Source organism: Paenibacillus dakarensis (assembly GCF_001373415.1).
GTDB classification, from domain to species: domain Bacteria; phylum Bacillota; class Bacilli; order Paenibacillales; family Paenibacillaceae; genus Paenibacillus_AQ; species Paenibacillus_AQ dakarensis.
On the sequence record NZ_CDSE01000089.1, the window covers coordinates 17,405 to 37,552 of the forward strand.

Annotated in this window: 17 protein-coding genes; 3 read left to right on the forward strand and 14 right to left on the reverse strand. The window is 43.2% G+C overall.

All coding sequences use genetic code 11. The annotated features are described in order from the left end of the window. Positions 1–3 precede the first annotated feature (3 nt). From BN1234_RS19305 to BN1234_RS19320, 4 genes are all read right to left on the reverse strand, one after another. The gene (locus tag BN1234_RS19305; protein ID WP_054958268.1) at positions 4–2,880 is read right to left on the reverse strand and encodes a 2-oxoglutarate dehydrogenase E1 component; all 2,877 of its coding nucleotides are present in this window, start codon (positions 2,878–2,880) and stop codon (positions 4–6) included. A 217-nt stretch (positions 2,881–3,097) separates the two neighbouring features. Then, positions 3,098–3,967 carry a DUF72 domain-containing protein gene (locus tag BN1234_RS19310; protein WP_054958269.1) on the reverse strand — a complete coding sequence of 290 codons (870 nt, stop codon included), beginning with the start codon at positions 3,965–3,967 and terminating at the stop codon, positions 3,098–3,100. A 75-nt stretch (positions 3,968–4,042) separates the two neighbouring features. Beyond that, a complete protein-coding gene (locus BN1234_RS19315; protein WP_245640226.1) occupies positions 4,043–4,972 on the reverse strand; it encodes a Gfo/Idh/MocA family protein in 930 nt (309 codons plus the stop codon). Between the two features lie 98 nt (positions 4,973–5,070). Beyond that, positions 5,071–5,634, reverse strand: coding sequence for a metallophosphoesterase family protein (locus BN1234_RS19320; RefSeq protein ID WP_281177660.1), 564 nt, complete (start codon positions 5,632–5,634; stop codon positions 5,071–5,073). A 128-nt stretch (positions 5,635–5,762) separates the two neighbouring features. On the opposite strand from BN1234_RS19320, the gene BN1234_RS19325 reads away from it, so the two are divergent. Then, positions 5,763–6,389 carry a LysE family transporter gene (locus BN1234_RS19325; protein WP_054958282.1) on the forward strand — a complete coding sequence of 209 codons (627 nt, stop codon included), beginning with the start codon at positions 5,763–5,765 and terminating at the stop codon, positions 6,387–6,389. Positions 6,390–6,394: 5 nt separating this feature from the next. Here BN1234_RS19325 and BN1234_RS19330 read toward each other — a convergent pair whose 3' ends face one another. From BN1234_RS19330 to BN1234_RS19350, 5 genes are all read right to left on the reverse strand, one after another. Continuing rightward, the gene (locus BN1234_RS19330) at positions 6,395–7,795 is read right to left on the reverse strand and encodes an amino acid permease (RefSeq protein ID WP_245640227.1); all 1,401 of its coding nucleotides are present in this window, start codon (positions 7,793–7,795) and stop codon (positions 6,395–6,397) included. Positions 7,796–8,024: 229 nt separating this feature from the next. Continuing rightward, on the reverse strand, positions 8,025–9,509 hold the full coding sequence (gene nagE, locus BN1234_RS19335) for an N-acetylglucosamine-specific PTS transporter subunit IIBC (RefSeq protein ID WP_054958271.1): 1,485 nt from the start codon (positions 9,507–9,509) through the stop codon (positions 8,025–8,027). A 359-nt stretch (positions 9,510–9,868) separates the two neighbouring features. Next, positions 9,869–10,366: a PTS sugar transporter subunit IIA gene (locus tag BN1234_RS19340; protein ID WP_054958272.1), complete on the reverse strand. Its 498-nt coding sequence runs from the start codon at positions 10,364–10,366 to the stop codon at positions 9,869–9,871. Positions 10,367–10,388: 22 nt separating this feature from the next. Beyond that, positions 10,389–11,252, reverse strand: coding sequence for a PRD domain-containing protein (locus BN1234_RS19345; RefSeq protein ID WP_054958273.1), 864 nt, complete (start codon positions 11,250–11,252; stop codon positions 10,389–10,391). Between the two features lie 267 nt (positions 11,253–11,519). After that, on the reverse strand, positions 11,520–14,267 hold the full coding sequence (locus tag BN1234_RS19350; RefSeq protein ID WP_054958284.1) for an ATP-binding protein: 2,748 nt from the start codon (positions 14,265–14,267) through the stop codon (positions 11,520–11,522). Positions 14,268–14,523: 256 nt separating this feature from the next. Here BN1234_RS19350 and BN1234_RS19355 point away from each other — a divergent pair, with 256 nt between their 5' ends. Further along, the gene (locus BN1234_RS19355; RefSeq protein WP_054958274.1) at positions 14,524–15,123 is read left to right on the forward strand and encodes a cupin domain-containing protein; all 600 of its coding nucleotides are present in this window, start codon (positions 14,524–14,526) and stop codon (positions 15,121–15,123) included. A 60-nt stretch (positions 15,124–15,183) separates the two neighbouring features. Here BN1234_RS19355 and BN1234_RS19360 read toward each other — a convergent pair whose 3' ends face one another. Next, positions 15,184–15,561: a DivIVA domain-containing protein gene (locus BN1234_RS19360; RefSeq protein ID WP_054958275.1), complete on the reverse strand. Its 378-nt coding sequence runs from the start codon at positions 15,559–15,561 to the stop codon at positions 15,184–15,186. A gap of 230 nt (positions 15,562–15,791) precedes the next feature. Here BN1234_RS19360 and BN1234_RS19365 point away from each other — a divergent pair, with 230 nt between their 5' ends. Continuing rightward, the gene (locus tag BN1234_RS19365; RefSeq protein WP_054958285.1) at positions 15,792–16,364 is read left to right on the forward strand and encodes a TraR/DksA C4-type zinc finger protein; all 573 of its coding nucleotides are present in this window, start codon (positions 15,792–15,794) and stop codon (positions 16,362–16,364) included. 59 nt (positions 16,365–16,423) lie between these two features. On the opposite strand, the gene BN1234_RS19370 is transcribed toward BN1234_RS19365, so the two are convergent. From BN1234_RS19370 to BN1234_RS19385, 4 genes are all read right to left on the reverse strand, one after another. After that, positions 16,424–16,984 carry a winged helix-turn-helix domain-containing protein gene (locus tag BN1234_RS19370; RefSeq protein ID WP_054958276.1) on the reverse strand — a complete coding sequence of 187 codons (561 nt, stop codon included), beginning with the start codon at positions 16,982–16,984 and terminating at the stop codon, positions 16,424–16,426. A 78-nt stretch (positions 16,985–17,062) separates the two neighbouring features. Continuing rightward, the gene (locus tag BN1234_RS19375) at positions 17,063–18,340 is read right to left on the reverse strand and encodes an MFS transporter (RefSeq protein ID WP_054958277.1); all 1,278 of its coding nucleotides are present in this window, start codon (positions 18,338–18,340) and stop codon (positions 17,063–17,065) included. Positions 18,341–18,476: 136 nt separating this feature from the next. Then, positions 18,477–19,499: a Gfo/Idh/MocA family protein gene (locus BN1234_RS19380; protein WP_054958278.1), complete on the reverse strand. Its 1,023-nt coding sequence runs from the start codon at positions 19,497–19,499 to the stop codon at positions 18,477–18,479. A 25-nt stretch (positions 19,500–19,524) separates the two neighbouring features. Beyond that, the gene (locus BN1234_RS19385; RefSeq protein ID WP_054958279.1) at positions 19,525–19,884 is read right to left on the reverse strand and encodes a replication termination protein; all 360 of its coding nucleotides are present in this window, start codon (positions 19,882–19,884) and stop codon (positions 19,525–19,527) included. Positions 19,885–20,148: the final 264 nt, after the last annotated feature.

Genomic DNA, 20,148 nt, shown 5'->3' on the forward strand with positions numbered 1-20,148 from the left:
CGCTTACCTCCCCAATGAGATATGTTGTTTTATAGTTTTACGATTAAGGGCAAAAGAAATGATCGTCTGCTGTTCATAAATATGGACATCCTGGTATCCGCTTGCAGGACTTGAACGCTCCGGACGCCCACAATAACAAATTTCTGTTCCCTTCGGTGCAATTTCCCGAATTCTTGGCTCCATGTAGCTCCATCCACCCATGTTCTGAGGTTCTTCCTGGACCCACAGGATCTCCTTAGCATTCGGATATTGCTTCATAATGCGTGCAATTTCCTCTTTCGGGAACGGATACAATTGCTCTACCCGGATAATATGCAGCCAAGAATGATCCTCATCTTTCTGCTTTTCGATCGCTTCTTCCAGATCTACAGCAACCTTACCAGAACACAATACAAGACGTTCTACCTTCTTAGGCGTTTGTCCAAGACCAGGCTGTTCAATAACCTCCTGGAATGAGCCTTCACTGAAAGCCACAGCTGGTGAGGCTACTCGCGGATTACGGATTAGGCTCTTTGGAGCCATCAGAACCAGCGGACGAGCATCCTCTGTGTTTACAATGGAAGCCTGACGACGCAGCAGGTGGAAGTATTGAGCTGAAGTGGTCAGATTCGCCACAGTCCAGTTATCCTCTCCGCCAAGCTGAAGGAATCTTTCTAGCCTTGCGCTGGAATGCTCAGGACCTTGACCTTCATATCCGTGTGGAAGCATCATCACAAGACTTGATTTCTGTCTCCATTTCGAGCTTCCCGAAGTAATGAATTGGTCAATGATAACCTGGGCACAGTTCGTAAAATCACCATACTGCGCTTCCCATATGACAAGCGTTTCAGGCGAATATACATTATATCCGTATTCAAATCCTAAAACTGATGCTTCCGACAGAGGACTGTTATGAATCGCAAAGGATGCTTTGGCCTGCGGCAATTGGTGGAGCGGACAGAATGTTGATCCATCAACAGCATCATGCAATACAAGGTTACGGTGTGCAAATGTTGCGCGTTCTGCATCCTGACCTGTTATACGAATTGGTTTACCGTCTGCCAGAATGCTGGCAAATGCCAGTGTTTCAGCATGGCCCCAGTCTACCTTCTCACCTTCTTGAAGAGAATTGCTCCGCCGTTCAAGAATGCGCTGAAGTTTTGGATAAACCGTAAAACCTTCCGGCCACTTAAGGAGTTCTGTATTGATCGCACTAAGCGATTCAACAGATACACCAGTCTTGACCTTCCGCTTCCTGTTTTCATTGGTTGGGTTTAGACCAAGCAGAACATGGTCAACAGGCTCATTTGACTTCACGCTGTCATATGCTTCCTTCAATCCGTTAACAACTTTAGTCTTTAACTGATCAGCTTCATCCTGGCTCAGTATATTTCTTTCAACAAGTCGGCTCATATACAGGTTCGCAACCGTTGGATGCTGCTTAACCTTTTGATAGATGAGCGGTTGTGTTGTTTCAGGATCATCGGTTTCGTTATGGCCATAGCGGCGGTATCCTACCAGATCGATCAGGAAATCCTTCTTGAACTTATTGCGATATTCGCTTGCCAGACGAGCTGCTGCAATAACAGCTTCCGGATCATCCGCATTCACATGCACAATCGGAATTTCATACCCTTTTGCCAGATCACTTGCGTAATGGGTAGAACGTGAATCCTTGCCTTCAGTCGTAAATCCGATACGGTTGTTTACGATAATATGAATCGTACCGCCATTTCGGAATCCTGGAAGTTTATTAAAGTTAAGCGTCTCTGCTACAATTCCTTCGCCCGGGAAAGCAGAATCACCGTGAATGAGTATCGTCGCAGCTTTATTAACATCTTGTTTAGGATATCCTGGTTCGCTGCGATCTTCCTGTGCAGCACGGGCAAAACCTTCTACAACCGGATTTACAAACTCCAGGTGGCTCGGATTGTTGGCAAGCGTAATACGAACCTCCCGTGCATCTCCTTCCTTCAGGAAACGATCTGCACCCAAGTGGTATTTCACATCACCGGTCCATCCGTAGTTAATGCCCATGGAACCTTCAGATGGTACAAGATGCTTATTCGGGGAGTTCAGGAACTCCGAGAAAATTTTGCTGTAAGACTTGCCGAGAACATGCGCAAGAACGTTCAAACGGCCACGGTGAGCCATCCCCATAAGAATGGAGCTTACTTCCGCGTTTGCCATTTCCCGCACAATTTCGTCGAGCAAAGGAATGAGAGCATCATTACCTTCGACAGAGAAGCGTTTAGCACCTACAAAGGTACGATGCAGAAACTCCTCAAATTGCTCTGCCTCAAACAATCTTTTTAAAAGGTGTTTCTTCTCCTCTGCATTCAGAGGTGCCAGACTCGTACCGGATTCAGCTTGGCTGTTCAACCAGTTACGCTCGTCTTCTTCGTGCACATGACTGAATTCATAGGCGATCGTTCCCGTATATAATTGCTGCAGCCTTTGGATCGCCTCCCACCCATTCCTAACATCGCCAGGAGCTTCTTCCCATACGACTTCTGCAGGTAGGGCAGTCAAATCCGCTTGGCTGAGCTGGTAAGTTTCAGGTTGAAGAAGACGTGTGTCAACTTCATTTCCGATACCAATCGGATCAATATCTGCTGCCAGATGACCATAAGTTCTAATGTTCCATACCAGCTTGCCGGCATTCACACTTTTTTTCAGCAAACTACGGTCAATAGTTCCACCGGATACCTGCGTATCCGCTTTCTTTTCATCGTTTAGCAAAGACGGGGGAGATCCCCAACTGGCAAACAATTCTCTGTATGCCGGCTCCACAGATTGTGGATCTTTCATAAATTTCTCGTACTGGTCTTGAATGTACCCTAAATTCGGACCGTGGTATTTCTGCCAGGGTCCCTCTGTCATTCTGTCAAGGGTCTTCATCGCTGACTCCCTCCGTCAGATTATTTTGATAGTTCAAGGACGGAATTACCATTTACAACTTCATTATAATACACTTACATACCATACCGAAAATAACCTTTTTATATAATAATCATCTCATAAACAGATGAATTTAAGAATATTTCGTGACAATTCTGTTATCAAAGAGTAAACAAGCTGTTTATGATATACAAAAGACCAATAGATACGGTAAATTTTACAATTTTATCTGTCTAACCGGCTCCGGACCCGGATTCAACCCTAAAAGTTCCATCATTTGTTTGGCATTGGCTGCCGCATCTCCACCTGAATTATTATTAAATATAAGCCAGCACTCCTTGGTCCCTGATAAAAGAGTGTGCAAATTGTCCTTCCATTCATTTAATTCTTCTTCGTTGTAACGATATAAATATCTGACTTCACGCCAATTGGCCTGTCCGCTTGAATGCCAGCCTTCTGCATTCCGCCCATGAAGACGGATCATCGTGGCATGAGACTGAGTAGGCGTGAGTACGACAGGGACGGAACCTATGCCTGCAGCCGGCTCATCAGCTATACTGTGAATCCAGCCTTCATCTCGCATGAACTGAAGTGTCTTCTCCCGATATTCAGGGTTAAACCAGCTCTGATTCCGAAATTCAAGTGCCACTGGAAACCCGTCCATCCACTCTCTTGTCCGCTTCAGGATTTCGACATGTTTTTTTTCGCAATCGAACCAAGGCGGATATTGAAATAGAACGGTTCTCAATTTATTCTGCCTGCGAAACACATCTGCCGACTCCTTAAACGCTTCAAACATCGTTTTCATATCAGAGTATGGATTTTTGCCGCGTGAATGCCCTGTCATACCCTGATACGCTTTGACAATAAAGCCGAAATCATCCGGAGTTTGCTTGCTCCATTTATCCATTCGTTCAGGGCTTGGGATGGCATAAAACGAATTATCCATCTCTATAATCGGGAAATGCTTGGTGTATGCCTTCAGCTTCTCAGACGGTTTTGTACCTTCCTCATAAAGGTCATCATGGTCACCCCAGCCTGACAAGCCGATAAGAATACGACCCTTCCCCGCTTCCTCTATTGACATGTTTAGCCTCCGTATATGTAGATGTATGAAATCTTAACATTACTTATTAACCTGTTTCACCATCTTTTAAAAGGATTATGGCTTCCAAACTATACATCCTTGCTCTTCTGCTTTCTTCACAATGAGCTCGCACAGGCGATGAGTTTCTAACGATTCCTCCATCGATGGATACTGCTGCTCTTTACCTGAAACACAGTTCAAGAAATGTGCAATCATATCATGAAATCCGCGTCGTTTTAATACCGGCTCCCAATCTCCAAACGACTTATGCTTCTCTTCTCCATCTTCGTAATGTATCGCTGTATTGAGATTGCGAACCGTATGCTTTTTCCCGGCCCCTATAACCTCCATACGTTCTTCAGTAATACCGCTGTCACGGTTCATGATACCGACAGACGTATACTTCTCACCCTCGAGTTTGACCATAACTTGCAAGAGTAACCCGTCATGAGCCTGAACGGATACGGAAACATCATGCACCTGATCCGGTGATAAATAAGCAATCGTATCTATAACATGAATGAAATCATCAAAAATAAATCTGCGGGCATAATCCGGAAGGTAGACCCGGTTTTTCTCGATATAGATATATCTACGCTCAGGAACCTGCTTAAGTGCTGACACCATGGGAGCATATCTTCGGTTAAAGCCAGTCATAAAGATACATTGCTTCTGCTGGGCAAGCTCCGTTAATCTCTTGGCATCATCGTAGTAATAACTAACCGGTTTATCTACATATACATGGATACCTGCATTTAATAGAGTTTCTATAATAGCGGGATGTGACTCTGTTGATGTATGTATAAAAGCTGCATCTATTCCACTTGCGATCAATTTCTCAATCGTCTCGGCAGACTCGGTAAACCGATATTTTCCTTTCAATTGCCGAAGGACGGCTTGATTTCTCGTACACAGTACCCAATCAACACCTGCAATTTCTGACATAACCGGAAGATAAGCCTTCTGTGCGATACTTCCTAAGCCAATGACACCTATTTTCATCATTATCTCCCCTATCCCCAATAAGTATTTTGACCCTATTATAATCAATTGCCGCCGATAACAAAAAAAACATATCCTCAAGGAGGATATGCCTTAACTTATTACCAATCTTTTTCGGGAGCGTCCTTGGTATCATAATAAACATGGCGGATATTGAGCTCACCATTCTCTATTTCAATAATTCCATAAGAATACTGCGGCTGTCTTCTCTTATCTGTTGGAGATCCCGGATTAAACAGGATCACATCCCCAATCTGTTTCAGAAGCGGGATATGTGAATGTCCAAATATAATGCAGTCCACCTTTTGTCCGGAAAAAGCGCTCAACGCCCGGCTCTCGGTTGTCCCTTTACTTCCATGGCCATGAACTATGCCGATGCGGAATCCTTCAATGACAATAACCTTGCTTAGTCCGAGCCGATTTTCAATTTCCTTGCTGTCTGTATTCCCCGCCACTCCTTCAACAGGTGCAATTCCACGCAAAGTTTCATATACACCCCATGACGACCAATCGCCTGCGTGGATGATTAAATCCGAAGAAATAATCCCCTTTACAAGTTCTGCAGGCAGCTGTTTAGCCATTCGAGGCATATGAGTGTCAGAAACTACGCCGATTTTAAAAATATCCGGTATTTTCTTCCCCTCCCTTCTTTCGTTCTGCTGCAAGAAGTTACACGTAGGACATGTTTTTTTCTATAACAGTATTACTTTCACTTTTGACGGAATACACTGTGTACAAGCATTTTAAAGATAATGAAATGCTGAAGACTGTGTGCATGAAACGGAGTGAAATCATGAGTCTGTTCTTAAGTTATGTGATTCTCGGTTTGTCCTTGTCTGCCCCCATAGGTCCAATTAATGCTGCACAGATGGACAAGGGGATTAAGAAAGGATTTTGGCACTCCTGGCTGTTTGGGCTTGGAGCCGTGCTGGCAGACATCCTGTACATGGTCCTCGTTTATATGGGGGTTGTTCACTTTCTAAAGACACCGTTTATGCAGACTTTTCTTTGGTTATTCGGTGCTTTTGTGCTTACCTACACAGGTATCGAAAGCCTGATCAGTGCCGGTAAGGTAACAATCAGCGCGAATAAGAGAGAAGAAGGACTCGCCGCCTCCGCCGTTTCCGGATTTCTGATGTCGATCTCGAATCCCATGACTATTCTTTTTTGGCTGGGAATCTATGGATCTGTACTCGCAAAGACTGCTTCAGAATATGCGGCAGGAGATCTGTTGATCTTTAGTTCAGCCATCATCCTGGGTGTATTGATCTGGGATTTCACCATGGCCGGCATGTCCAGCATTTTCCGCAAGTTTTTCAGCCAGCGGGCAATCACAGCCCTTTCCGTCTTATCCGGCTTATCTCTCATTGGCTTCGGTATTCATTTTGGAGTGAAAGCAATTAAATTGTTATTTTTCTAACTATGCTATCGAATAGGTTTTGCCTGCAGTTTAGCCCGCTTCTTGGTTTTACCTGCCGTCTCTTTTTTCTCCTCTTTACTCCATTTAAACTGCATGATAATCGAAATTGACGCAATAACGGCAATAAAACCGAGGCTAATCCAAAAGCCAGGCCGACTCGTTTTATGAAACAGCGTACCGATTACGGCCAGAAGAATCAAGCACATCCCTGTAAATCGCTTGATTTGGCCCCAGCCGTTTAGCTTCAGATTCCGCCCGGCAGAGATCAGAATAAAGAACCAGTTATATAGAAGCATTAACCCAGCGGCAGTTGTAATATATTCATAAATCTTCCCGGGCATTAGCAAAGACAATACAATTGAAACGATGAGCCCCATGGCCGTTAAACCAAGAGCATAAACCGGAATCCCACGCTTTAGCTTCTTTCTAGAGAATAATTTTGGCGCGTCGTGATCCTCTGACAAAGTAACAAGCATTGTTGTTACCGCATAAAGAGATGCAGCCATGGTTGAAAATCCGGCAATGATAAGCACAGCATTAAATACATGGGGGACAAAAGGCAGATCATATGCGCCGAGCGCTACGATGAAAGGACTTTTCGTGGTTGAAAACTGATTCCACGGCAGCATCGTAAGAGCAAGGCCTAAAGATAGAACATAAACAACAGCCAAAACGATAATCATTACTCGGCCGGCTTTGGGTGCTTCTTTAGGATCCTTAAGCCTGATTGCCATAACTCCCATCACTTCAATTCCTCCAAAAGCATAAAAGGCAAAAATGAACGAGGACCACAGCCCTAATCCACCTGTTGGGAAAAATGAGGTCGATAAACCTGGAACCTGCGGCTTCGTTCCGCCCTTTAGCCATCCCATAAGGGCAATAAAAGCGATAACAAGGAACATGACAATTGCCGCAATTTTAATAATAGCAAGAATATTTTCCAGACGGTCAAATCCCTTATTACCGATCCATATCACAATAAGTCCCAGAACAGCATAAGCTGCAGCGAATACCCACATGGGGATCGCCGGAAACCAGAACCTTGAGAAGATGGAAAGCGCGGTCATCTGGCTACCCATAATCAGCACTTCTGAGCACCAGTACATCCAGCCCGTCGAGAATCCTGCCCATCGTCCATGAGCCTTCTTGGCATATGAACGGAATGAACCTTCCTGAGGGTCTTCAGCCGTCATACGTGCGAGCACATCAAACACAATAAATGTACCCAGTGCAGCTAATATAAAAGCAATTAATATTGCTGGACCTCCAAGTTTAATACCAAGGCCTGAGCCAAGAAAATATCCAGTACCTATAGTTGATGCTACCCCAAGAAGGGAAAGCTGCCACCACGCTAACGTTCCTTCGGACTTGTCTGCCGTGTGTTGTGAATCTGTTCGTTTAATCACGATCCCTCCTCATACAATCTGATATTTTATCAGTATGTGCTGAGGTTCAGGTGTATACTCTACTCCTTCGGTCACGAAAGATATCCTGTAGGCCCTTATTCTGGTGTTAAGGAAACAAGGGTTATCACCATTATAAAAAACACCCCTTGGTTGTCATCAAATAAACTCAAAATGACAATTTCCAAAGGGTGCTCATGATTATACTTTTATCCGATATGCTGCTCTTTAATTACAGCATTTTCTTGATTTCATCTTTAATGGACTCTGCCTTTGGTCCAAATACAACTTGCACTGCACCTTGGCCGAGACGCATAACGCCAGAAGCTCCTAGTTTTTTTAACTCTGAATCTTTAACAGCCTTGTCATCTTTAACAACGAGGCGCAAGCGAGTAATACAAGCATCAATGCTGGTAATATTCTCAGGACCACCAATGCTTGCAAGCACTTTAGCAGCTCTGGAATCGCCTGATGCTGCGGCTTTGGACCCACCGTTAGATTCTACGGCGCTGGAGTTGCCTACAGTTGCATCATCTACAACATCATCTTCATCATCTTCACGACCTGGTGTCTTCAGATTCATCTTCACGATGATGATACGGAACAGGAAGTAGTATACAACTCCGAAAGCAAGACCTACCGGAAGAAGCAGCCATGCGTTGGTTGACAGCTTCAGGTTCACCAGATAGTCAATCAGGCCTGCCGAGAAGGCAAATCCTAAATGCACATCGAGAACATACATGATCAATCCGGAGAGACCTGTCAGAATGGCATGCACAACATACAATACCGGAGCCAAGAACATAAATGTAAACTCAAGCGGCTCTGTAATACCTGTCAGGAACGATGCAATGGCAGAACCAATAACCAATGAACCAACTATTTTTCGTTTGGAAGGCTTCGCTGTATGAATAAATGCAAGCGCAGCAGCTGGCATCGCGAACATCATAATCGGGAAGAATCCGGACATAAACATCCCTGCGGTTGGATCACCAGCGAAGAATCTGTGCAAGTCCCCTTGAACAACATCGCCAGCGGCGTTTGTAAAAGTACCAATTTGGAACCAAGCAATCGAGTTAAGTACATGGTGCAATCCGAGTGGAATCAAGAGACGGTTTGCTGTACCGAACAGGAATGCCCCGATACCGCCCAGACTTACAACCCAGTTACCAAAGTCTGCAATCACATTTTGAATTGGGTACCAGATCATACCGATCAATACAGTTAGAACCATGGTTGAGAAAGCTGTTATGATCGGAACAAAGCGTTTGCCTGCAAAGAATCCAAGCCAATCCGGCATCTTAATATCATGGAATTTGTTATATAAGTATGCAGACCAGATACCTACAAAGATACCGCCTAGTACTCCCATATTCAGATTAACGTCGTCAGCAATAAACGGCATTTGGCCAGGAATCTTAGCCAAAACGTTAATCAACACCTGATATGAAATGAGCGCGGATAACGCCGCAACGGCATCTCCTGCGAAACCAATCGCAACCCCGATTGCGAAGATCAAAGCCAAGTTATCAAGAATCGCAAGCGCTCCTGAAGTCATAAAAGGTGTTACATACTGATTCAGGAAAGCACCTACTGCGCCTAACGGTATGTCGTTCTGATAGTCGATCAAGCCTAAACCTTGAAGAATCCCTGCAGCCGGAAGTGTTGCGACTGGCAGCATGAGAGACTTACCGAGTTTTTGTAATTTTGCCAGCATGTCAATCATCCTTTCAATATCAATATTTTAACATTGCGCTGAAAACGTTTACATAATGCATCGCATTAGCAACCATTTTCTTACTTACCCCTTATAAATCTTATTGCCTAAAAAAAGAACAGTATCGATTCCCCTCCTCGAACATTATGTAATTAACGTTATAAGGCGGATCAAATGATTTGGAAGCCATTACCGTTTTGAACCCACAAAAAAAGCCAAGCAGAAGGATGACTATATATCTGTAGTCTCTTTCAACTTGGCTCATGCCCAAATTCATGGTAACACGCCTTAAACGTATTCATTTGATGATGATATATTAATTCAGGTCAAAAAGAATGTCAATAACAAATACAACCAAATTAGGAATTTAGAGTGATAGTAAGTATAGTATCCGAGCCTGCAGTCACAGATCCGATATGTCCTTCCACTTCAGATGCTATCTCATCAGCATTAGTAACAATGACTGGAGTCACGATTGGATAACCTGCCGCCTTAATCGCCTCCATATCAAACTCGATCAGGACCTGACCAGCTTTTACGGAGTCCCCAACATTCACATGGCTGGTAAAGCCTTCTCCTTTCAGACCAACTGTATTGATTCCGATATGGAACAAATATTGCAGCCCTGTAGATTTTTCTTCAAGCATTACAGCATGCTTGGTTTTGATTACATGGGCAACTGTACCTTCAAAAGGTGCAACAAGGCGGCCTTCCGTTGGCTCAATTGCAATACCTTTCCCCATATGTCCTGCAGCAAAAGCCTCATCTGGTACTTGAGACAGGGGCACAGCTGTACCTGTCAATGGAGCTTTAACCTCAACTTTAGTTGGAACTTTCTTCTTCCAGCGTTCAAACATAGTTGTTTCCTCCCTCAATTATCTATTGTGTTAAACGTCTTCTGAACAAGCGATATAGATGCATGGCGAGAAAGCAAATTTCAGCCTCGGGTACTGGTTGTCCAAGATCTGTTTCCATTGTTTCAGCAAGACGTTTAGCCAAACCATATTCCTCAGTAAATTTGGTTCTAATTTCCTCCGCAAACGGATTATCTACTTTAACAGGTTGATTAAGAATTCTGTCTACGGAGAAGCGTAAGTGCATCAGCAGACGGACATGTTCCATACTTCCATTCTTAAATTCCATACCTCGTTCACGCTCAATGATGCTAACAAGATGGCCTACCAAATTTGACGCTTTGACAAGCTGTCCAACGGGAACATGGCTTACAGCAGAATATACATGATATGTTAGAAAGCCTACTTCATCCTCCGGGACTTCTATATTAAAGGCTCGGCCAATCATTTCAGCAGCTCGCAAGGCAATTTCATATTCCTTTGGAAAACTGATCTTTGTTTCCTCTAAAAACGGATTGATAATATCCATGCCCTTCCGGATTCGGTAAATCGTAAACTGAATGTGGCTTGGCAAGGCAAGATAAACCTTTTCATTTAATCTTCCCTGGAACTCTTGGGTAATGCTGTTCAAAATCTCATCTGTAATTTCCAGTACCTTCGGATCAAAATCCTCTAACAGATGATGATACTGGCTCCATTGTTCTCGATCCTCCAGTTTAAACAGCTTCTCGATGCGGGGATCATCCGAAATAATCGCTCCTCCTGGCTTTGTACCGAAACCAATGCCTTTTCCAAGTATTACATACTCCAGTTCACTTATTCCTCTTTGAACCATGACCACGTTGTTACCAATTACTCGGATGACTTTAAACGTTTCCGTCCCGCTCATGCACATCCCCCTTTCTATAAGCATAAACCGATTTTGGCTGAAGGATTCACAAAATAATAAAAAAGCCAAGAAAACACCTTTTTGTTAAAAAGGCTTCTCTTGGCTCATGCCCGAAAACGGTAACACGCCACTTAAATGTGGTTGGATATTAATTATCATAAAACATATCAAAATTACCGTCAACTTGCGCCAGTATGTTAACCCCTGGTCTCATGGAGTCCATTTTTCAGATTTATCCAGAAAACCAAGGACTGGTAAATTGTTACATTAGGATACCACATTCATAAGTGATACCCGGATTGCTGCAATCACATCAGATAATTGCACCGGTTTAGACATATAGCCATTCGCTCCGGCTGCAAGGCATTTATCCTTGTCTTCCTTCATCGCCTTTGCCGATAAGACAATAACGGGCAGCGATTCATAATCAGGATTTTCCCGAATTCTCTTTAACGCTTCATATCCATCCATTTCGGGCATCATGATATCAAGCAGCACGACATCAACGGTCTGCTCGGCTTGGAGAACCTCCAGGCACTCATAGCCATTTTGAGCCGTCAAAACTTTCATCTTCAATTTCTCAAATGCATTCGTAAATCCGTACACATTACGTATATCGTCATCTACGATTAAGATCGAACGGCCCTCCAATTGGAGGGATTGATCCCACTCCTGAAAATCGTCTTCCAGGAGGGAATTAATATTCCAGCGGGGAGTTTTCTCCATGGTAGCTGCTACTTCCGGAATGATAAATAAATTCTCAGACGATGCAGAACAGTTTGAGGAAGAAGGGATATAAAGTGTGAACCGGCTTCCTTCCCCTTCCGTACTCTTGACAGAAATATGCCCCCCTAATAAATGAGCAAGCTGTAAAGAGATGGACAACCCAAGCCCTGTACCGCCAAATTTACGTGCAGTAGTAGCGCCATCCCCCTGTTGAAATGCTTCAAAAATCCGTTTGAAATGAGCTTCCGGTATTCCAATGCCTGTATCTTCAACGGTAAACGTTATCATTTCTTCATCAGATGTAAAATCATCTTCCCTGACATAATTCACTTTATCAATGACAAGTCTGACTTTTCCCTTGTCCGTAAATTTAATAGCATTGGACAGTAAATTACGCAGGATTTGATGAAGACGCATCCCATCACTATGGATTGTATCAGGGACTTCTGGATTAACTTCAATTTCAAAGCTTAATTGTTTATTCTCCGCAGATTTTCCGAAATATCCTTTCATTACTTCAGGCAATTCCGTTAAATTGACCAGATCCATATCAACCTGCAGTTTCCCGGCTTCCACCTTAGACAGATCTAAAATATCATTAATTAAATTCAGCAGTTCGGTGCCGGATTTATGGATGACTGAAGCGTAATTTTCTTCCTCCTCAGACAAGTTCCCTTGTTTATTTTCCGCTAAAATCTGGGAAAGAATAAGCATACTGTTAAGTGGCGTCCGCAGTTCATGCGACATATTGGCCAAAAACTGCGATTTATACTTCGAACTCTGTTCTACCTGTTCTGCATACCTTTCCAATTCTTTAGCCGCAACCTCGGCAGCAATTTTCTTAGCCTTCAGCCTTTTATTCAGCTGTCGTGATTCTTCGGCATGCAATTGAAGTTCTTCGGTCTGGGCTTGGAGCTCTTCAGTCTGTGTCTGCAGTTCTTCAGACTGAACCTGAAGTTCCTCATTTAATGCTTGCGATTCCTGGTACAAATGCTGAATTTCCATCTTGTAAAACATAGAATTCAAGGTTACCCCCAACAATTGAAGAAATTGCTCCAGCAGCTGTATTTGCTCTGCAGCCAAGGGCTTGAACATACCCAGCTCTACAACTGCAAGCACCTTTCCTTCAAACATAGCGGGAGCTACCACCAGACTGGTTGGTTCAGCATCTCTCAAACCCGATTCAATTCGTACATAATTGGGTGGTATATCATTAAACTGGATTAATCGCTGCTCAATCATACACTGGCCTACAAGACCCTCACCAGGTGAGAAGCGGTCCCGTACTTTATCCCAAGGCTCTCCAATGGGATCAGCAAAGGCAGCAGCTTTTACCAGCTCGGTATCATTCTGATTAATAAACAGCGCCGCATATGGCACACCAAGTACGCCCGCTGCCTTATGTATGAAAAATCGGGAAAGCGTGTCCATCTTATCAGCACTTTGAAGTAGTGCAGACATCACCGTTATTTGATCCTTAATCCAAGACTGACGGCTGACATTACATAACAGCTTGTTTGTTGTCTCCGCAAGATCAAACACCTCATCCCGTGTATTCACTTTAATTCGTGATGAAAGGTTGCCTCCATCAGCTACACCATCAGCGATATCAGAGATCATCTCCGTTACTATACGAATGGGTTTAACAATGCTCCTCGAAACAAACAACGCAGCCAGAATTGTAGCTGACGCCATTGCGGCCCATAGCGAATACATCGTAATCATCAGGTTCTGGTTACTCTTCTTTATTTGATTGATACGATTAGAAGTCAGTTCTCTCTCTGTGCTTCGAAATGAAGTGAATTGCTTGTGAACCAATTGGATGGCTTGCTGGCCCGGATCATTAATGAAAAACTGTAGTGCTTCCTCGTCCTGCCCTACTTGCTTTAGCCGAACGGCAGGCTTACCCGCAACCTCAATCCATTTGTTAATATTGCTCTTTATGTTTTCAAGATTATTTAATTGCGTTTCATTTCCAAGAATTAATTGGTATAACCTGTTATAATTCATTTCCCATGAAGATAAAGCCTGTTCGTATGGTTCCAGATACACAGGGTCCCCGGTAATGACATAACCCCGTTGACCTGTTTCTAGCTCAAGCATATTTTTCTCGATTTCATTTGTAAGATTATGGACCTCGATATCATGTTTTTCAATAAAATCAGACTCTTGCTGGAGAGAAGACAGACGTCCGGAAACTACAAATAAAAACACGCCAAGACATAATAATACAAGGACATACCCCAACATAATCTTAGTGCGAATCTTTATTCGTATGTTGTTCGACAAATTGCCAACCTCCTTGGTACTATCAAATTTTTCCTTATTCTCATAGTAATTGTTATAAAAATACTTTACAAGGAAAAATGTGATCATGATCACTCTTCGTGACTTTTGTCGCAGACCCTCTCCTGCCGATTCGGGACTTAATAGACATACCATAACTAAAATCGTTATGAACTGCAGCAAATGAAGAAGATTACCATCACTTCCGCATATAATAAGACAATCTATCTCGACTGTATCTGAAAGGCGGTTTTCCGAAATGCTGTATTCGTCCCTTCATCCAAACAAGGAGCATTCGAGCACCTTGGTATGGAACTTACAAAAACATGCACAAAGCTTTGAATCAGGATTGCGCTCTGATCTAACCTCCGATATGATTCCTTTGTTAAACTCCATGTCCATGACAGAGTACACGCTTCAGTGCGGTCAGACCATCCCCCCGCATTCACATACCGATGCAGATGAGCTCTGTTATATCCTTAATGGAGAGTTTTCCTTAAGCATAAATCAACCCTTATCTTCTCAGCACAGCCCGTATTTCCTTACTCCAGGGTGTGCCGCCTTTATTCCTGCCGGTTGGCTGCATCAGTTCGTAGCGCTAAAGAGCCAATCCCGTCTGCTCTCCATCTATAACAAAGATGCTCCCCACCTGATCACTGCGTTAGATGCATGGAATAGAGTAATTCAAGAAGAACTGCTGCATGACGAGGCTGCACCCGTTCCAGTCCAACCCGTATTCAGCACAAATGTCCTTTCATCCAAAACATTATCCAATGCCAATTTTAAGCGTAGTTCCTCACCTGCACCGCCGTTACTGCAATCCAGCCTATCCATAAAACAAAACCACGATTCTCCGTAAGGATGAATCGTGGTTTTTATGTAAGCAGCTTCTGCTCTTATATAATGCTCATTCAATTATTTAATCGATGAAAAAATTCTGTTCCGGACGAATTCTTTTCTTCAGTAAAGCAAGGTCTGTCTCCAGCCTTACAACGATTTCATGAACAGCGGCGGTATTTATCGTTGGTTGTTCCGGCTCAGGCCGTACACCCGCTTTTAAATCACGAATCATAATTTGTTGTTCCTGCCACTTATCCATGAGATCGGAGATGGTTGCATAAAAGCGTTCGTAATCTCTTATGACATCATCCAGATATCTATCCACTTCCTCCGCGTCGTAACCTCGCAGCTTTGTTGGAAATTCTTTTTCATGGATAGACAGAGCGTCCAGTTGAATGCCAAGCTGCTTGAAAAGTTTCTTTTGTTTATCCAATCGGCGTTTCATATGTTCATCCATAGTCGTATACCTCCAAATATTAGTGCAGTCCCCCGTTTCGTAATCCTGCGCCTTACTTTTTTATATCATATCCAATGTGCTGATTAAAACCATCTGTTGTTTTTTTGGAGGAAGTTCCAAAATCGTATGTACAGGATACAATATTGAATTTGATTGCTCGCCCCGTGTTTGGGGTAAGGAATTTAAAGAATATATTATTAATCTCAGGCTTTGAAGGGAGCGTTATTCATATGAAGCATTTAAGTGATAAACAGCTGAATAAGCTGAAGCATAGCTTGACTGACGAAAAAGAACAGCTCTTAAAGCATTTTGAACAAAATGATAAAGAAAACGCGTATCAAGCCGAAGATTCACTGCGCGACTCAACCGGCGAGCTTAGCTCGGCGGATAATCACCCTGCAGACGTTGGGACCGAAACATATGAACGCGGGCGTGACCAGGCAATCGATGAAACCTTGAACACAGAGCTTGAGCAAATTGACAACGCGCTGGAAAGGATAAAAAATGGCACCTACGGGACTTGTGAAGAATGCGGAAAAGAGATCCCTTATGAAAGATTAGAGGCTCTGCCTTTCACCTCATACTGTATCGATCATGCATCAGATCAAAGTATCTCGGATTACCGCCCTGTAGAAGAGGATGTCATTACCCCTCCTCCTTCTGGCGCAGGAGTGAACCGCCAAAAGGCTGATGGCCGATTTGATGATGCGGGTGCATGGGATGCCGTTGAGGATTATGGCACAGCAACATCACCAGCAATGTCCATTGAACCGGGTAAGGATGATTACAAGAAGGACATTTGAATCGAGTTCTAGGAAACGAAAAGAGCAGGCCAGAGCCATTTCTGGTGCCTGCTCTTTTTTTATTCCATATCATTACGAATAATGGTCGCGAAAAATTCATACCTGTGATACTCTTCGCCCTTCTTCTTAGTTTCATATTTTTTGCTCATATTTGTAACTTCCTTAAAAAAAGCTTGAGCTTCCTCATTTGTCATATACAGTGGACTACTCGTTATTCTAGCGTGTGGTTTCTCGGAATTGCTGACTTGCCTGAAAAATCGTTCCTTATTCTGTTCATATAATTCAGATAACAGCTTAAACGTTTCAGAGCGCATCATTTCATTTGCCGAAGGCTCGTTCTGCTCATCTTGACGTTTAATTTGTATTTCTCCCGAGAAAGGCTCGTAATATTTGGCAATAATACCATTAATCTCTTTGGTTGATACCATACTCAATAAACCGATCTTCTCTAACTTCTTCACATGATAGTGAACTTTGGCAGGAACTTCACCCATCTCATCGGAGACTTCCTTCACCGTTGCCGGCCGATCCAATTTATTAAAAACATTCAAAATTTGCAACCGATAAGGATCAGAAAAAATTTTTATTTCTTCTAGTGTAGTCAGTACTTTCGTTTCCATATCCGAGCACCTCAATTTCCGCGATTCAATCCATATGAATTAATTATAGGCCGGAAGGACTCAAAATTCAAAGATCTATTAGATGGAACGGAAGTTCTTTTTTCCAAAGAGCAGCACAACGGGAACCATCACAAGCAAGCCCATGATCATAAAAAGCATTGGCGGTGAGCTGTACTTCGCAGCTAATCCGCTCAAGAAGCTTCCCAAAGGCATAGCACCCGTGCACATCACAGCAATAAGCGCACCAATACGGCCCAGCATGTTCTTAGGGGTTGCTTCCATGAGATAGGTTGAAAACGGTGTGCTTGTTAGAATAACAGCAAACCCTGTTATAAACATACATACCGTTGCCGCTTCCATACGAAATAACGGCATTATGGACGGCACACTCATAAGCATATAACCTAAACCAAGAAGAAGTGACCCCGTTATAATCAGTGAGCTTTTCTTATATTTTCCGCCGTAATTTCCCATCCATATTCCGCCTGCAATCATGCCGATCAGCATTCCTGAGCCAAGCGCGCTCATTCCGCCGGCACCACTTCCCAAGGTCTCCCGCACATAAATTGGTTGAAGCACATTCAGGGGCGTAAGGCAAAAATTAATATAAGCCGCTAATAATGCTGTGGTCATTAAAAGTGAATGCTTACGTAAAAAGGCCAGCGCTTCCTTCATTTCTCCAATAACACTTTTCGAGGTGTTATCGGAACCGGATGACTGTTGGGCTGCGGAATCAAGCTTATCATCATGCTCCGGATTTGGAATAAAGGCAATAATCACTGCTGAAAGGAGGAAAGTTACTGCATCAATGGCGATCGTACCTGCAAGCCCTATCAAGGCAATTAATGCACCGGCTGTTGTAATACCGATCAGCTCAGCCGTTCTGCTTACCGAGGTTGAGAAGGAATTGCCCGCGAGAAGCTTTTCTTTCGGAAGCAGGTGCGGGACAAGTGACATTTCGGCAGGACGAGAAAAGCACTCCAGCAGGGAATTCATAAATGTAAACATAAATAAATGCCATACCTGGAGATGATCCACTGCGAACAAAATTGCAGTAATAGTTACAAAGATACCACGTCCGGAGTAAGTGATAATGAGAACAGCCTTTTTAGACCAGCGATCTACAAACACACCTGTGAAGAGGCTGAATATCAACCCTGGCAAGTAATTAAAGGCAAATATAGAACCCATCAACAGTTCTGATCCTGTTAATGTGTACACCATCCAACTGTATGCGATCGAGTCTACAGAATCTCCAAACCTGGATATCATTTGGGCAAGCATATACTTCATATAAGCATGTATTTTGATTAATTCTAGGAATCCTTGCTTCTCCCTAACCAATACTGTTTCCATATTACATCTCCTTAATAATTAATTTTATCGTTAAATTAATTTTATCGTTAAAATTATTATAATGGATTTTCATGGCAATGCAATAGGCAAAAAAAAATAAACCGCCAAATCATGGCGGTTTAATATAGAAACCAGATTACATATCAATTGGTTCAATAATGATCCGGGATGATGTTCGTATCGACTCCATACAGGCATCAATCGCTCGCATGTTTAAAATAGCATCTTCCGGACTAAACGGCAGGGGGACACCGTCCAAAACAGCTGAAGCCATGGCATCCGCTTGAAGCGAGAAATGGTTGTGTGCACCAAGCCGTTCTTCCCGTGTACCCTTTGCCGTATGAATCAAAATCTGAGCCTGAGCCTCATCCTCCATACGCTCCCATCCGAAAGCGATCGGCAGCTCGATTCTACCTTCACTGCCCGAGATCTCCAGACTGCATCTCGCGTATGTCCACATTCCGCATTCGAATGTCATGGCTAAACCCTTATCAAACTCAAGCAGACCATGTGCCATCATATCTACACCGTCATGCTCGTCCGAATAAGAAGCATAAGCTGTGATGGCGCGCGGCTCTTGACGGTAAATCATACGGGCTGCCGAGATTGGATAACAGCCTACATCATAAATGGAGCCTCCGCCCATCTCCCTGCTGTAACGGACATTCCCTTTGTCTTTAGCATTATTATAAGTGAAGCTTCCATGAATACTGCGGATCTCCCCGATTTCCCCGCATTCGATAATCTCCCGTACCCGGGCATGCTTCGGATGATAGCGGTACATAAAGGCTTCTGCAAATATGACCTTATGCTCCCGTGCCGCATCAACCATTTGACGAACATCGATTTCATTCAGAGCAGCAGGCTTCTCGCATAACACATGCTTCCCTGCTCTGATCGCCTTAATACTCCACAACTTATGAAGATGATTAGGCAGTGGTATATAGATGGCATCGACCTCTGGATCTTCGAGCAATGCTTCATAGGATCCATAGTGAGCCTTAATATTAAACTGCTCGGCTACTTGTGCAGCCTTCTCCATATTTCGGCTTGCAATGGCAGTTACCTCACATCGTTCGGAATTTAAAATGCCTGGGATCATAGAATTTCTTGCGATTTTCGCGGTACTCATAATACCAAAGCGCAATTTGTTACCCATGAAGCAATTCCTCCTTATGATCACCTCAATAATTATCTATTACCGCTTTATTAAGGATGCCTAAACAGCGATCAAGATCCGTTTTGACTTGTTTCTTATATAACTTCGCTTTTTCCTTACCATCGTCCGTAAAATGATATAGTACGATTTCCTGAAAATCGACTTTAGGATCATTGCCCTTTAATTGTTTTGTCCGATATAAAATACCTTCTTGTACAAGTTCATGAAGTGCCCGATAGATTTCACTCTGCGGCGGAGAATAACCATACTTCTTAAATTCCTGCCGCATTTCCTCCAGCATCTGATACCCGTATCCCCGCTGCTGTTCAACCATAGTAATAAGATAAACCTTAATAAACGCCCTTTGAGCGATCATAAACGCCATTCTGCCGCCTCCTCCCTCTGAACCATTCTTTCACTTTCCCTGTATATATCATTATAAACCACCATTTCCCACTTTGCACAAAAGGAATTTTTCTCACTTTTATACTTATTTGAGTATATAGGTGCGTGATTGGTAGAGAGGCAGGCAAAAGAAGCTGGAGAGATACGAATTCAATGCTGTTACTATTATGAATTTTTCATATGTTGAAATTATAATATATTTTATCAATGGGAAGAATATAAAAAAACCGCCAGTATGGCGGTT